This window comes from Bradyrhizobium sp. USDA 4510 (assembly GCF_054059095.1).
The window spans coordinates 921,944-936,297 of record NZ_JBSSBT010000001.1 but is presented as its reverse complement, the minus strand read 5'-3'; the positions used below and the strand labels follow the sequence as shown (position 1 = coordinate 936,297).

The window sequence follows — 14,354 nt, the reverse complement described above, 5'->3', positions numbered from 1 at the left end:
TTTGGATTGAATCTTACACACCGGTTTCGACTCGGGAGGACGACTTGGTAGCAGACAAGGAAATACTGGCATCGGTAAGGCCAGGCAAACCCTCAGCGGATTGTCCGGTGCTTGGTACATGGCGGCTGTGTTCGTACGTTCGCGAACGATTGTCGGACAGAGATCGCCACAATCAATTCGGCGAGACTCCGATCGGCTACATCGGCTACGCGGCAGACGGCAGGATGTACGCTATCTTCACGCGGGACGATCGGGTCGTACCGCGTGACGTGGTGCCCACCCATGAAGAAGGCGCGCAATTGCTCGCCACCATGGTGGCTTATGCCGGCACGTTCTCGCTGGGGGACAGTGTTATCGTCCATCACATCGACACATCGTGGAACCAGGCGTGGACCGGCACCGATCAAATCCGGCACTTTGTGATCGAAGGAGATACGATGACGATCTCGACGGCTCCGTACAGGAGCTATCTTGATGGCACCATGGGTCGATCGATACTGGTCTGGAACAAGGTCAAGTAATGCCGCTATGCGGCTTGTGGTAAAACGTCTCGATACTGTGGAGGTCATTGCATCGAATATTCCGGAGATGATCGAAGCACATTGTGCCGTACCGATGCGTGGCACCGGCGTCAATCCGTAAGAAATCGCACTTCGCGACTTGTACCGGCACCTATTCGCCGGGATATCTCTAGGCCGCCGGGAACTGGTGCAAAATCAGATGCAACGCGAGATCGCGGTGCGGACGCCTTTGCAGCCGCCGACTTTCAATTCGAGGCTTCGCCGAACTCGACCGCTTAAAGGCACTTCCGGACATTGGCGTCCGACCTTGGTGCTGATCAGAAATCTATAGCCGATCGGCATTCAGGATTTGTGATCCTCAAAAGCTTCGGCCTTCCTCCGGTTGTAGCCTGGCGGGGCACGAGACCCAACCAGGCGGCGAGGTCGCGTCCCTTGTCGAACGTCGCCGCGTTGCCGACCGCGGCCACCAGCGCGGTAGCTTTCAGTGCGCCAATGCCAGGAATGCCTGTCAGCCGATGAGCCCGCTTATCGGTCCGGGCCATGGCTGAGAACTCAGCGTCAAAGGCGACGATACGGCGGTCCATTCCTGCCAGCGTGCGCGCATATCCCCGAGCAGGAACGTCATGCGCGAGCTCAACGTGCCGGAGCCGCAATCCAGCAGTTCGCCGAGCAGGAGGCGTAGTCGAACGTGGCCCTGCGCCACGATGTGCCCACGCTCTAGCTAGGTGGTGTGGACATTAGCGCATCCATAGAACAATGGCAGCGAGAGTGACGACGGCGCGATAGTTCCGTGCCGTCTTTTCGAAGCGGGTTGCGACGCGTCAGAACTGCTTGAGCTTTGAGAAGCAGCATTCGACGAGATGACGCTGGGCATAGAGATGCTTGTCGAGAGGGTATTTGAGCGCGCGCGACGGATTGTTGGGAATGACGGCGAGCGCGCCTTTGGCGGCGATGGCTTGGCGCAAGTGATCGGCGTCATAGGCGGCGTCGGCCATGACGACTTCGGCGGATAAGCCTTCGATCAATGTGGCGGCTTGCGGTGCATCGCCCTTCTGACCCGCGGTCAGCGTGAACCGCACCGGACATCCCAAGCCTCGAACGGCCAGATGTATCTTGGTGCTCAGGCCCCGCGCGAGCGGCCGATCGCTTGATCTTCAGACCCCCTTTTTTGGCGCCGGCGGCGTGCTGATGCGCCCGAACGATGGTGGAATCGACGATCAGATATTCGAAGTCCGGATCATCGGACATCGCCTCGAATATCCGCCACCAAACACCCTTGATGCTCCATCGGCTGAAGCGCCGGAACACGCTGTTCCAATCGCCGAAGACCTCCGGGAGATCGCGCCAGGGAGACCCCGTACGCACGATCCACAGCACTCCTTCAACGAACATTCGGTTGTCGCGCCCGGTCGAGCCCTTCTGATCGGGCCGCCCTATGATCAACGGCGCCATCCGCTCCCACGCCGCGTCGCTCAATACCAAACGGTCCATCACACCCAAGGCGGCCTCCCCAAAAGCAGCCTTGAATCTGATTTGCTCCTAAAAGGGAATCCTTAGAGTCCACACCACCTAGTAGAAGGCTCCTGATCTGATTCGTCAACGACGTGCGTTCGCCGACCAGACAGTCGCCCACTCGATGCAGCGTCTGAACATCAAGCTGCTCCTCGCTCTTGAGTTCAACGAAGCGCATGGTAGGTCGGGTCGCCGCTTCGGCGATAGCCTCGGCATCGCGGTCGTCGTTCTTCTGGGCCTTGACGTAAGGGCGCACGTACTCCGGTGACATCAGCCGGACCTCGTGCCCCAGCGCCACCAGCGATCGGCCCATATGATGGGCGTCGCAGCATGCTTCCATCGCCATCATGCAGGGCGCCAGCTTTGCGGCGAACGCAATTACACCGTCGCGACGCATCCGCCGCCGCACAACGATCGTTCCGTGTTCATCCAGTCTAACGACACTGCAGCTGTTCTTGCCCAGGTCGATGCCAAGGATCACTATGCTCATGGTCCGTTCCTTCCATTTCTGAACACCGACATCCTACTAGTCTGACTGAGTCACAAAACCGCCGGCTAGAATCAATGATGGTTGCAGATGGACCATTAGCCGATGAGGCCGACATGAGCGGGCGTGGCACGAAGACGAGCGAGAAGCGATTTGAGGCGTATTTGGAAGGGCTTGCCAGTGTCATCGGCCATGCTGATCGGAAGGCGCCGCTGCGCGACTATTGCGTCGGCCTGATGGCCTGTGGCGGTCGCAAGAGCGTGGAGCCGATGGCGGCGGTAACGGCTCCGGAGCGGACGGCGGCCCAGCATCAATCGCTGCTGCATTTCGTCGGCAGCGGTGCTTGGTCGGATGAGAAGGTGCTGGGCAAGGTCCGCGAGATGGTCCTGCCGGCGATTGAACGCCAGGGCCCCATCGAAGCCTGGATCATCGATGACACCGGATTTCCCAAGCAGGAGCGACATTCGGTTGGAGTTGCACGGCAATATTGCGGCCAGCTCGGCAAGCAGGATAATTGTCAGGTGGCGGTGTCACTATCGATTGCCAACCACCACGCCAGCCTGCCTGTCGCCTATCGCCTTTATCTTCCGAAGGAATGGACTGAGGACCGCGATCGGCGGCGCAAGGTGGGCATTCCTGTCGAAGTCGACTTCCGGACCAAGCCGGAGATCGCGCTGGAGCAGTTGCGGCGGGCCTGTGCGAGCGGCTTCCGCGCGGTGTCGTGCTGATGGACGCGGGCTATGGCAACAACAGCAACCTGCGCACGGAGATCTCGGCACTTGGATTGACCTATGTGGCGGGTCTTCTGTCGAGCACAACGGTATGGGCGCCCGGCACCGGTCCCTTGCCGCCGAAGCCATGGTCGGGCCGCGGCCGTCCACCGAAACTGATGCGCCGCAACCGTCAGCATCAGCCGGCCGCCGTCAAGGCGCTCGCGATTGGCCTGCCGGCCAAATCTTGGCGCACCATCACGTGGCGGCAAGGAACGAACGAAAAGCTGACCTCGCGCTTTGCCCGCGTGCGGGTTCGTGCCGCGCCGCGTGATTATTGGCAAACCACCCGGCGAGCGCAGGAATGGTTGCTGATCGAATGGCCGAAAGGCGAGGACCAGCCTACCAAATACTGGCTCTCGACATTGCCGGAGGATGTGGCATTCCGAACTCTCGTCGAGACGGCTAAATCGAACGCGACTATCAGGACCTCAAGCAGGAGGTCGGGCTCGGTCACTTCGAGGGACGCGGCTGGCGCGGCTTTCATCATCACGCAACGATGTGCATTGCGGCCTACGGATTCCTGATCTCCGAGCGGGAGACGATTCCCCCCTCAGGCGCTCGGCGCGCCCAGCCGATCCCGCTCGCTCGCGTTCCCGCAGATTACAGACCCCGCGGATCTGCCGCTGCGGACCCAACGTCACATTCCAAATTCGATCGCGACGATGCGACGGCGGCTCGAACATGGGCTCGTCCGAATGCTGTCGAGATGTCCTTGTTGTGCGATCAAGTTCGACCACTACACAGATCATCGTTTGTGACGCAGTAAGACTAGTGTCCTGAACCAAAAGTTCATGGCATTTTATGCCATGGCGGGCAGATTGTAAGCGCAGAAGCGTTCGATTGAGCCGAGAATGTCGTCAGCTGATTTGGTCCATCGGAACGGCATTGGGTCAGCGTTGTGATGGTCGATGAAGGAGGCAATCTCGGCCCGTAGCGCCGCCACACTGCGATAGATGCGCGCCTAATCTTACGCTCGGTGATGAGTGCAAAGAAGCGTTCGACCTGATTGAGCCAGGATGAACTGGTTGGCGTCAGGTGGACGTGCCAGCGCGGCCTCTTTGCCAGCCAGTTGCGGATCAACGGCGTCTTGTGGGTTGCGTAATTGTCCATGACGAGGTGGACGTCCAGATCGTCTGGAACCGCCGCTTCGATCTCATCGAGAAACTTGCGGAACTCTTTGGCACGATGGCGTCCATAGCATTTGCCAATGACCCGGCCGGTTGCGACGTCGAGGGCGGCAAACAGCGAGGTGACGCCATGGCGTTTGTAGTCGTGACTACGGCGCGCCGGCTGGCCAGGTCGCATGGGCAGCATGGGCTGGCTGCGATCCAGCGCCTGGATTTGCGACTTCTCATCGACACACAGTACGATGGCGCGCTCGGGCGGAGCTACGTAAAGGCCGACGATGTCGCGAACCTTGGCGACGAAGTCGGGGTCGGTTGAGAGCTTGAAGGTCTCCAACCGATGCGGCTGCAAGCCGAAAGCGCGCCATATACGCTGTACTGTTGAGACTGACAGCCCGCTGGCCCGCGCCATGCTGCGCGAACTCCAGTGGGTGGCCCCGGGAGGCTGGGTCTCAAGGGTGCGAACGATCACCGCCTCGATCCGGGCATCCTCAATCGTGCGTGGCGTGCCCGATCGCGGCTCGTCCCAAAGACCTTCAAGCCGATGCTCGGAGAACCGCCGCCGCCATTTGCCGACCGTGTCGGGATCGACAGCCAAACGGGCCGCCACGACCTTGCTCTGCTCGCCCTCAGCACAGGCCAGGACGATCCGAGCCCGCAGTGCCAACGCCTGAGCAGTGCTTCGACGCGACGCCAACGATGTCAACTCAGCACGTTCCACCTCATCAAGCTCCAGCGGAGCAAAGCGCCGACCCATCGCCAATCCTCCCCAAATCAGGAGAGTCCGCTATCATCGAGTCGATTTGGAGTCCGCCGAACTTTTGATTCAGGACACTAGACGCTGGCGGGAGGGGCGGGCCATCCATAAAGGGGGCCAAGATCAGGTGCTGGGGCGTTCTGAGGTGGACTGACCACCAAGATCCACGTGCTGGCCGATGCGCGCCGTCCGCTCCGCTTCATCGTCAGGGCTGGGCAGGTGAATGACATCACCCAGGCGCCTGACGCCGAACTCATCGTCATTCCGGATTGCGGCCATCGCATGATGTGGGAGCTCACCACGAGTGCGTGGACACGTCTCCTTTGGGTACGACGCATGTCTAAGCAAAGGTCGACATGGAGATGAATGCCAAGGCGCTAGCCAGCGGCGACACCTCGGGACGCCGGCGCAACCGCGCCGTGCCAGTCGTCCTCCTCTTTGACGAGCTTCCTGACAGCCCTGCAGCGACCATCGCACAACGGCTTATGTGCTGCCGGACCACCGAAGAGCCGTCCGCCGCGGCTCCGCAACATAGTCTACGACGCAACGTATTTGTCGTAATCATCCGGACTCGCAGTATCATCCGCAACTGCATCGATGGGTGAAAAGTCATCGCCCGGCGGCGCTAAGGAACTGGGTGCGTTTGCGCAGTGGAAAAGCGCTCGGTGGTGCGACATTGCGCTGTGCTCCGGGCTTCACGACTGTAGCCGTGCGGTTGGGTTGAGTTTGCGAGCTGATGAATCCCGCGCGAACAAAGGGCGATGTGCGTCGGATATAAACGGCGCCCGGGATCTAATTCATGGAGGTGAAATGACAATTAACGTTTGGTTTGTGACGCGGTTTTTCACTCTCTTAGCTTGTTAGGTCGAGGGAACGAAGTTTCCTATTCCGAACGTGAGCCGACTGGACCGAAGCCAGCTGAGCTATCTCCTTGGGATTGACGCACCTCCTGCCGTTGCGATCGTAATCGCCAATTCAATCCGGACTGCCATCGCCAGTCCTTCAAAGTGGTGGCAGCTCGACTTTTGGAACGTTGCCAACGTCAATTCCGACCGCCTGAGCCTTCTTAAGGACGTCCATAGCAGTCCGAACAGGCGCATAGTCCAGCACCCTCGACTTGTGCTGTACCGCGCCCTCTCCGCGGGCAACAGCCTCGGCAAAAGCCGAGACGATATCACGCGCCTCGTCGATTTTACTTTGCGATGGCGAGTAGATTTCGTTGATGATGGGGATATGGCTCGGGTGAATCGCCGACGCACAGGACGCACCTAAGCGTTTTGATCTTTCGCCGATCCGCCGCACCAACTCAAGGTCATCCAATCGTGCGGTCATGCCGCCTTCGACGTGCATGATTCCGGCAGCGCGAGCTTGCAGCACAGAATACGCTCCGAAGCAGACCCCCTCATCGGACATGTCATCCATCTGTAGGCCTAGGGAGCGAGCCCCGTCTCCACTTGGAGTTGGGGCACTAGCGACGCCGGCCCGTTTAATCCGCTGCGATGCCATGCAGATATCGTAGAGCCTGTACATCGCCACGGCTGTTTCCGCGTATGGACAAATCTCGATTCGGCCGACCGGTAGACCACGCGACGTCTCCAACTCCCCAAGCACCAGGTCCAGAGCAGCAATATCTTCTGGAGATTCAGTCTTAGACAGCGCCACCCCGTCGAGGCCATCGATTACAACCGCATAGAGGTCGTCAAGCAGATAGCCTGTTCGCCACCCATTGAGCCTCACAAAGCGTCCGAAGGGGCCGGCGCATAGCTCCTTGATAGCTGCTGCGACCGCGTTGCGGGCGCCAGGTTTCTGAGTAACCTCGACCGAATCTTCGAGATCGAAGATCAAGGCATCCGCTCCATATTTTGGCGCCTTTAACATCCAGTCGAGTTTGGACCCAGGGACGAAGAGCAGCGAACGATACAAGCGAGCTTCTCGGAATTTCTGGCGCATGATTTCTTCCTCGTTCGGAACTCACATTTCTAACGCCGCATCAAGGTCAGTGCCTCTTGCTGGTTCAGGGTCGGCGTTGACGCTTAGTTGTTGGTGACATACCAGGATTGCCGGCGCACCTACCTTTTCTTATGGCTGACATCGCGCGATCAAGGTCGGCGGAAGCAGCGGCTGCAGGGCTGTCGAAGCCGCTGCGCTCCGCGAACGGCCAATGCGAGCGACCACTCGTCGCTGTTAGCATGGCGCCAGCGCGTGGCGTCATGCTGACGGGACTATCGATCGGGAAACGAACTCCCGCTGCCGGATGCTTGGCTCTCCGGGCCGTTGCACACCTACGCGGCAGGTCTGCGCGGGAATGTCCCATCTCGACTCTGCAACAGAATGGGCCTCAGTAGGGCGGGCAAAGCAGTCTGGATCAGCAGCACTGAGGCATGCAAGTACAGCGCGACGACGTAGTCGAGATCGGCGACAGTCGCCGTATCGATCGTGCCCGGCCGTGCGGCTCCCGCGTTGTTCACAAGAGCGGTCACAGCAACTTTCGTTCGATCAGTAACGGTGTGAGGAGTAGCCACTTCGTCCGTCAGGACCGCCTGCAACGATACCAAATGAGCGTGCTGCCACTTGGGCAGGCAATAGTTGGTCCTGAACCAAAAACGCTTCGCACACAGCTCTGCCGATAACAGCGCTCCCGCTGGTCACAAGGTTGCCTCGTTATAGATCGTTGCTTCAGGCACGCTCCAAGACATCGCGATTCATTGCCCGACTCTGATGCACATGGTGCAGAGCGCCTGTTGTTCGGCGCTTGGTGCGCAGTGTCCGTAATCGGCGCGCCGTTCTCTCCGGGTCGAGATCACGTCGGTGGCAGCTTACCGGTCGATCTTAGTGTTGTGCTACATTGGTGCCGTGATTGGGATTGCATCGAGATCGTCGCTTCGCGCACGAGAAAGCGCGCCGCCATGACGGCCGAAGGCGTGCGGATCGCATCGACCGCGAAGGCTCGCTTCGTTATGGTCTTCTGCGTGGTGCTTCTCGATCAGGCATACGTCATGATCGGGGGGTCAACGAAGCAATTCAGTTTGGCGTGATCAACGCCGTTGACGACATCGATCGGCCTCAACCCTGCGATCTATATGCAACGGATCGAGGAAATGTTCGACTGGATCAAAAGCTACGCTGGTCTGGCCAAGGTGAAGTTACTAGGCCGCGACCGGGTGAACGCCGCCTTCACACTGGCTTTGGCGGCTTAAATCCGGTCCGAATGCCAAGCTTCTGGTGACGCCGGCATAAGCGTCCGGAGCCAATGGCGCATCGTCGAGACGACGGGCTATGGCATAGCCGTGGCAGGCAACTACATCCTGTTCGATGTCGTCGGCAGCGAGTTCGACTTCGATTGCCTCACGGGCTTCATCCATGGCTCCCTACAACGGCGATGCCGAGAACACCGCTAGTGTCGGTGATGTCGTCCCAAGCGCCGGCTCGCTTCATGGTCCGGGTGCAGATCTTAGTGCCTGTCGTCCTCGAGTAAGAGTGACCAACGTGCCGTCCGTAATCGCTAACGCTATTCCTTTCGGCGCTGATCCAGGCAGATGTTGAATTGCACCGGCGTGCCCTTTGAGATTGGCGCTCGGTCCAGTCCTCGCGTGACCTCGTGCAGCGGAAGTCCAGTTGCTTTCTGTGTGGTAGCCGCCAAGGCAAATGGGACACGATGACGCACCCATAGGTTAGATAGTCGACGATGGGGCTGGTTTCGATGATTCTTAGGCAAAAGGCGTACAACAGGAATGAGCCGAGGACTATTCCATGACTGGACACCCTCTCGCTCCTTTTCTTCGAGAACACGATCATCGTCCAACAGTCCCCCCTAGAGAGTTTGGTCCAGCATAGGCTGGCAGCGCTGGAGTCGGTGGCTGGCTTAATCGAAGGGGCTGACATGCCTCGCCGGTTCATTCCGACCGCGAACAAATCGCGCGTAGGAAACGAAGAACGCAGCGCATCCATCGGCGCTGAATGGCGGCGACGTGGTCTTTTTACGCAACGAGCCGCTGGTGACCAGGGCTGACGGAGACTCATCATGCGCCCAATTATTATCGCCGTTGCAATCACAGGCTCAGTTCCACGCAAGAAGGACAATCCAGCGCTGCCGATTCTGCCGGCTGAGCAGATCGAGTCGACACATGCGGCCTACGAGGCGGGAGCGGTTCTGGTTCACATCCACGTGCGCAACGATGATGAATCCCCCTCTTCAGATCCTGACCGTTTCGCAGAAGTCCAGGCGGGGGTGCGCAAGCACTGCCCCGGCATGATCGTGCAGTTCTCGACGGGAGGCCGCGGGCGCGATCCCACTGCGCGAGGTCTTTCGCTCGTGCATCGGCCGGAGATGGCTTCGCTTTCGACCGGATCCACGAATTTTCCCACTATTGTGTACCAGAATCCCGCGGCCTTGGTGCTCGACCTTGCGACCCGTATGAAGCAGTTTGAGATTGCGCCTGAGATCGAGATCTTCGACCTGTCACACATTCACGGCGCGAGGCGACTGATCGATGCCGGCTTGATGTCGCCGAGCCCGCACGTGCAATTCGTTATGGGAGTCCAGAATGCGCTGCCTGCGGACGAGCATCTGCTCGATATTCTGCTTGCGGAAACCAAGCGTATCATTCCCGGCGCGACTTGGACTGCAGCTGGGATTGGTCGCCATCAATCGCGGGTGTTGGAATGGGTGTTGCAGCGCGGCGCGAACGCGGTGCGCACCGGAATGGAAGACAACATTCGAAGCAGCAAGGACCGGCTCGCATCTGGGAATGCCGAGCTCGTGAGCATCGCTCTGGGGCTGATTGAAAAGCATGGCGGCAGGCCAGCAACGCCGGCCGAGGCGCGAGCCTCGCTCGGGCTTCGGGTGGCCTAGGTGTTTAGTCCTCGCTTCAGAGGTTGGGTCTTTTTGGGATTCTATACCGTCGCAGCGGGAGCCGCGGAGACGATGATGGCTGCCAAGGAGATTTCGGTAAGAAGTATGTTGTGCGGCTGAGCGACGAGGAACCCGAAAGGCAAGCGCCCCGCCCAGCGGCTTTTGAAAGGCGACAAGGAAGTCGAACTGATTGCGCGCGCTGGTTCCAAGCCTGCTAACTTACGCGCGCTGGACGCTGCGTGGAAGAAAGTCGTGCAGCTCCGGATCGTCGATCGTGCCAGTGACTCAACGATCGGAAGGACGCTTAGGATCGGCAGGATGCTAAAAAACATTCTCCATCTTGATCGCCGACAGTGCTGCGTCTTTCCGCCGAAAGCTAATAGCGCGTTCGAATCCTCCATGGAGGACGTGCTGGTCTTCTACACGCGGCCGTGCGATCGCAAGGACCGCTTGTGTGTCTGGACGAGACCTCAGAGCAACTGTTCGCGGAAACGCGCCTGCCGATCCCAATGAGAGCGAGACGTCCCGCCGGTTGCTATTACGAGTACGAGCGCAACGGCACCGCCAACCTCCTCATGATGTTCGCGCCGCGCGAATGCTGGCGCCACATCAAAGTCACCGATCGGCATACCGCCGTACGCTCATGTCTTTGAAAGAGATGGCCGATGTCCACTTCGCCAATGACAGGACCATCGTTATGGTTCAAGAGACCTTAACATCCAGAGCGAGGCGTCACCTACGCGCCGCCAGGACGTCTGGTCGAGCGCTTCGAATGGCACTACAATGCCAAAGCACGGCAGTTGGCTCGATCTGGCGGAAGTCGAACTTGGCGACCCGTTGTCCTAGGGCCTCGACCGCCGTATCCCCGACAAACAAACACTCATCGAGGAAGTCGCCGCCAGGAAGCACGAACGCAACGCCAACAAAGCCAAGGCCAACGGGACCTCACAACACCCAATGCTTAGTCAAACTCAAGTACCTCTACCCATCAATCTGAACAAATTGGGCGGCCAGGGGGGCCGCGCACAAGCTGTTCAATTCTCGAGTCTGATGATCCCCAAACCGAGTGATTGAACGAATTTGTAAAGCGAGAGTGTTCCTCCGCCTCCATCCGGAACTAGTAGGGGCGCCCTCCTCGTTTGCTGTATTCTTCACCATCGAGATGAACAAACGGTTGGCAACTAAAGCGCCACAATCGTAAATGGCAACGATCCAGAACGCTGGTTTGAGACGATTGAAGATCGGAAGAGGTCTTAGAGGCGTCTAGGTATCGAAGAGCAGATCACAAGACCCCCATGAAGATCGAGGGATGCGCACGGCACTTCGATGAACAATTCGCGATTCACTGAGGAACTCGCTGATTGCTGGAATAAGAAAGAGCAGCCAGCGCCAAAGCGATGGAGTCCGCGCCAAGAGTCACCGATGAATCTTGTCCGATTGACCCTCATGACTGCGAAGACGAGATTTCTGCTCGCGGCCTTGGCTCGATAGCCAACGGGCGCAGATATCGTCTTGACCTATAGGTCAAGACTGTAATTCGCGCTGATCAGTTCTATGCCTGATTATTTCGACCGGGAACCCCGCGTGCAAGAAGACGACGGAGAAGAGAGTGATCATCCAACAGCCGGCTTCCAAAATCCGTGCACCCGAATATCTCGCGGACCGAATATCGCCGACCGCTGGTCGCCGCGTGGATCTAGCCAAGATCAGATCCCGGAAGGAATTCTGAACATTTTCTTCGAGGCCGCACGGTGGGCACTGTCGGCTTTTAATTCCCAGCCATGACGCTTTCTCTATGCCTTACGCGGATAGTCCGAATTTGACGCCTTTCTTACCCCTTTGATTGAGTTCAATAAGGCGCGACACGCGGCGGCGCTGGTCTATCTGCTGTCGAGGCAGGCCTTCAGCCCACCCGAGAAGACCGAGTCGTCGCGCACGCATTCCTTTGACAGTGAGGCTGCGTGGGCTAACTTTGACAGCCAGGCAGCGGCGTCAGGTTGGGCCGCACACGGCATGAGTGGATTTGACGTCGAGAAGGCGTGCAACTTGCTCAGGGTGCCCGAGGGCTTTGTGTTCGAGATCGCGATCGCCGTCGGGCGCAAGGGCGACGGCGAACACTTGCCGCTTGGCTTGTTGCAGCGCGAACAGCCGAGCGGCCGTTTGCCGGTCGGGAACCTTGTCGCCCGCGGGTTGTTTCCCGAACGATTCAGGATCTAACGGATCGGTCTCATCTCGAAAGTGAGCCCCTCACGGGTGAGCCCTCGACGCTGCCGATCGGCCGACTAGCATAACTGTGGCCCAGAGCTCGGGTCCCGACCGGACCTGCGGCTCGATCACAGTTGTGCGAACCTCGATGGCCGACAATCTTCATGCTTCGATGCCTCTAGTGCCTCGGCTTGTATCCGCGCTGGCGGTATTCTTGGGAACGATTAGCGTCAATGCACGAGAGCGGCCGCTCGAATGCGGTCTCAGTTTTGGCTGCTCTGTGATCTCGGGACTGATGTCGCGGAGGACCGCGTGAGCCACATCCGCTCGCCATAGCCTTCTCGCCATCATCACCGCCGGCTTTGGCAATGCTTAGATTCAATTGTCGCACCGCATGTTATTCTCGCGGAAGAGACGGTTGGGGCTCTTGATCGCTGGATCGACGAGCTTGATGTCGGCCGAGAAGGGCGATGGCGTTGGGTTGCACGTATCAACAGTATCCCGATCGACATCGGGCGTCCGCAGCGTGCGTGCCCTTAGCTCCCGGCCAACAGAAGCTCACATTTATCGCCGAGGCGCTTCACAAATGACTAAGACTAAGCGCGCGGGGCCAACTCGTGCTGGAAAACTCAAACCCGTTGTATGTCGAACCTACGAAGATTGCCTATCCAGAGTCAGCTGGAAAAACTGGTAGTTGCGATACGAATTAGCGCCCGGCAATATCTGCGTACTCTGATGGATTCAATTGAGGTCATCATAGGAATTTCAAGAAAGGACGAGATATGCGTAACGATGGCGCCCAGGAATGGGATGTCCGTTGCGATCTGGCTGCGGCTTATCGCTTGATCGCCCATTTCGGCATGGACGACCTGATCTACACTCATCTGTCAGCACGCCTGCTTGGCAAGGAGCATTGCTTCCTCCTTAATCCGTACGGCATGATGTTCGACGAAATCACGGCCTCAAGCCTCGTCGTCGTCGATCCCGACGGGTACGCTGTACAAGAGGAGGAAGACTCAAAGATCAATAGGGCGGGCTTCACGATCCATTCCGCCCTGCACATGAATCGTGACGACGCGCAGTGCGTCATGCATACACATACTTTGGCTGGCATGGCGGTTGCCGCTGGCGCGCGGGGTCTGCTGCCGTTGCACCCAGGTGTCGATGGCCTTCTACGGCGGCATTGCCTACCACGAGTATGAAGGCGTCGCGCTCGATCTTGAGGAGCGCGAACGGCTGGTGAGTGATCTGGGCGACAGAGATTCTTATGATTCTCAAGCACCACGGCTTGCTTACTGTCGGACGGACCATCGGCGAAGCGTTCATCAACATGTACTACATGGAGCAATCCTGCCGCATTCAGGTCGCGGCCACACAATGCGGCGAAAAGCTCACATTACCGTCCGGCGATGTCACAGCTCACAGGGCGGTGCAGTTCAAACGTAATGGTGCCTTTACGAGCCAGCGTCCGTGGGCGGCGCTCAAACGCCGCCTCGATCGAATTAGCCCGGACTATGTAACCTGATGGTCCGCCAACGGCGCAGCTAAAGGTACAGGGCCGAGCCAGAAGGCAGATGCGACCCTCAAGGTTGGCGACATCGCAGAGCGCCACCAATCGCCCGCAAGAAACCCTCGCGTGTCGACGATGCCATCGAGGAAGCTCGTCTCGGCGTGGTGGGCCCGGCGCCATTACAGCCGCGGTCACCGCCTAGAGGCAAGCCGGTCAACGGCGCGATCATTCTGGCAGCAACTAATCGAGATGTGCTGCGTCGTCGACTCGGCGCTGGTGGATCAGGAGACCGTCTATGCGCTGCGTTCCGACAACGATCTCTGCTGCTCGGCTTGAAGGGCAGCCTGAACGAGTACGAGCTTGACCTGTTGCACCAGTGTAGGCTCTCGGCGCGCTACGAGAAGGTGCGCTGCGACGAACTGGTCGTCGCAGCACACCGGCTTCATCGACATGAAGTACATGATTGGGTTGTGCTAAGATCGCGCGCCACTTCTTCTCGAGGTTGCGCAAATCGGCCCGCGCTGCGCTAGAGCCTCGCCTGGCGGACCTTTCCGATCAAGTACGTGCAATGAAGCTGTCCATCTTCGAAAACAGCAATATCACCACCAGATAG

General features: G+C 58.9%; 8 protein-coding genes and 5 pseudogenes. 6 read left to right on the top strand and 7 right to left on the bottom strand.

The annotated features are described in order from the left end of the window. Nucleotides 1-44 precede the first annotated feature (44 nt). On the top strand, nt 45-521 hold the full coding sequence (locus tag ACVMDN_RS04250) for a lipocalin-like domain-containing protein (RefSeq protein ID WP_456835580.1): 477 nt from the start codon (nt 45-47) through the stop codon (nt 519-521). A 350-nt stretch (nt 522-871) separates the two neighbouring features. Here the strand turns inward: ACVMDN_RS04250 and ACVMDN_RS04245 are convergent. The 4 genes and pseudogenes from ACVMDN_RS04245 to ACVMDN_RS04230 all read right to left on the bottom strand — a co-directional run. Next, nucleotides 872-1,242: pseudogene (locus tag ACVMDN_RS04245) on the bottom strand (transposase); the annotation flags it as partial. Nucleotides 1,243-1,342: 100 nt separating this feature from the next. After that, nucleotides 1,343-1,600 (bottom strand): transposase, encoded by a 258-nt coding sequence (locus ACVMDN_RS04240; protein ID WP_456835581.1) that lies wholly within the window; start codon nt 1,598-1,600, stop codon nt 1,343-1,345. Next, on the bottom strand, nt 1,497-1,973 hold the full coding sequence (locus ACVMDN_RS04235; protein ID WP_456843608.1) for an IS5 family transposase: 477 nt from the start codon (nt 1,971-1,973) through the stop codon (nt 1,497-1,499). Before ACVMDN_RS04235 ends, ACVMDN_RS04240 begins: the two co-directional genes overlap by 104 nt. Beyond that, a complete protein-coding gene (locus ACVMDN_RS04230) occupies nt 1,903-2,523 on the bottom strand; it encodes an IS110 family RNA-guided transposase (protein ID WP_456835582.1) in 621 nt (206 codons plus the stop codon). The genes ACVMDN_RS04235 and ACVMDN_RS04230 overlap by 71 nt, the downstream gene beginning before the upstream one ends. A 113-nt stretch (nt 2,524-2,636) precedes the next feature. Here ACVMDN_RS04230 and ACVMDN_RS04225 point away from each other — a divergent pair. Continuing rightward, nucleotides 2,637-4,059, top strand: a pseudogene (locus ACVMDN_RS04225) (IS701 family transposase). 33 nt (nt 4,060-4,092) lie between these two features. Here the strand turns inward: ACVMDN_RS04225 and ACVMDN_RS04220 are convergent. Both ACVMDN_RS04220 and ACVMDN_RS04215 read right to left on the bottom strand, forming a co-directional pair. After that, nucleotides 4,093-5,174, bottom strand: a pseudogene (locus tag ACVMDN_RS04220) (IS630 family transposase). Nucleotides 5,175-6,176: 1,002 nt separating this feature from the next. Continuing rightward, complete coding sequence (locus ACVMDN_RS04215; protein WP_456835583.1) at nt 6,177-7,124, bottom strand: HpcH/HpaI aldolase/citrate lyase family protein; 948 nt, start codon at nt 7,122-7,124, stop codon at nt 6,177-6,179. 1,133 nt (nt 7,125-8,257) lie between these two features. Here ACVMDN_RS04215 and ACVMDN_RS04210 point away from each other — a divergent pair. Then, nucleotides 8,258-8,371 (top strand): annotated as a pseudogene (locus ACVMDN_RS04210) (IS5/IS1182 family transposase); the annotation flags it as partial. Here ACVMDN_RS04210 and ACVMDN_RS04205 read toward each other — a convergent pair. Next, nucleotides 8,321-8,536, bottom strand: a complete 216-nt coding sequence (locus ACVMDN_RS04205; protein ID WP_456835927.1) for a hypothetical protein — start codon at nt 8,534-8,536, stop codon at nt 8,321-8,323. The pseudogene ACVMDN_RS04210 and the gene ACVMDN_RS04205 overlap by 51 nt on opposite strands. A gap of 659 nt (nt 8,537-9,195) precedes the next feature. On the opposite strand from ACVMDN_RS04205, the gene ACVMDN_RS04200 reads away from it, so the two are divergent. From ACVMDN_RS04200 to ACVMDN_RS04190, 3 genes and pseudogenes are all read left to right on the top strand, one after another. Continuing rightward, nucleotides 9,196-10,026: a 3-keto-5-aminohexanoate cleavage protein gene (locus tag ACVMDN_RS04200; protein WP_456835584.1), complete on the top strand. Its 831-nt coding sequence runs from the start codon at nt 9,196-9,198 to the stop codon at nt 10,024-10,026. Between the two features lie 1,839 nt (nt 10,027-11,865). Then, nucleotides 11,866-12,243: a nitroreductase family protein gene (locus ACVMDN_RS04195; RefSeq protein WP_456835585.1), complete on the top strand. Its 378-nt coding sequence runs from the start codon at nt 11,866-11,868 to the stop codon at nt 12,241-12,243. 770 nt (nt 12,244-13,013) lie between these two features. Continuing rightward, a pseudogene (locus ACVMDN_RS04190) lies at nt 13,014-13,756 on the top strand (class II aldolase/adducin family protein). Nucleotides 13,757-14,354: the final 598 nt, after the last annotated feature.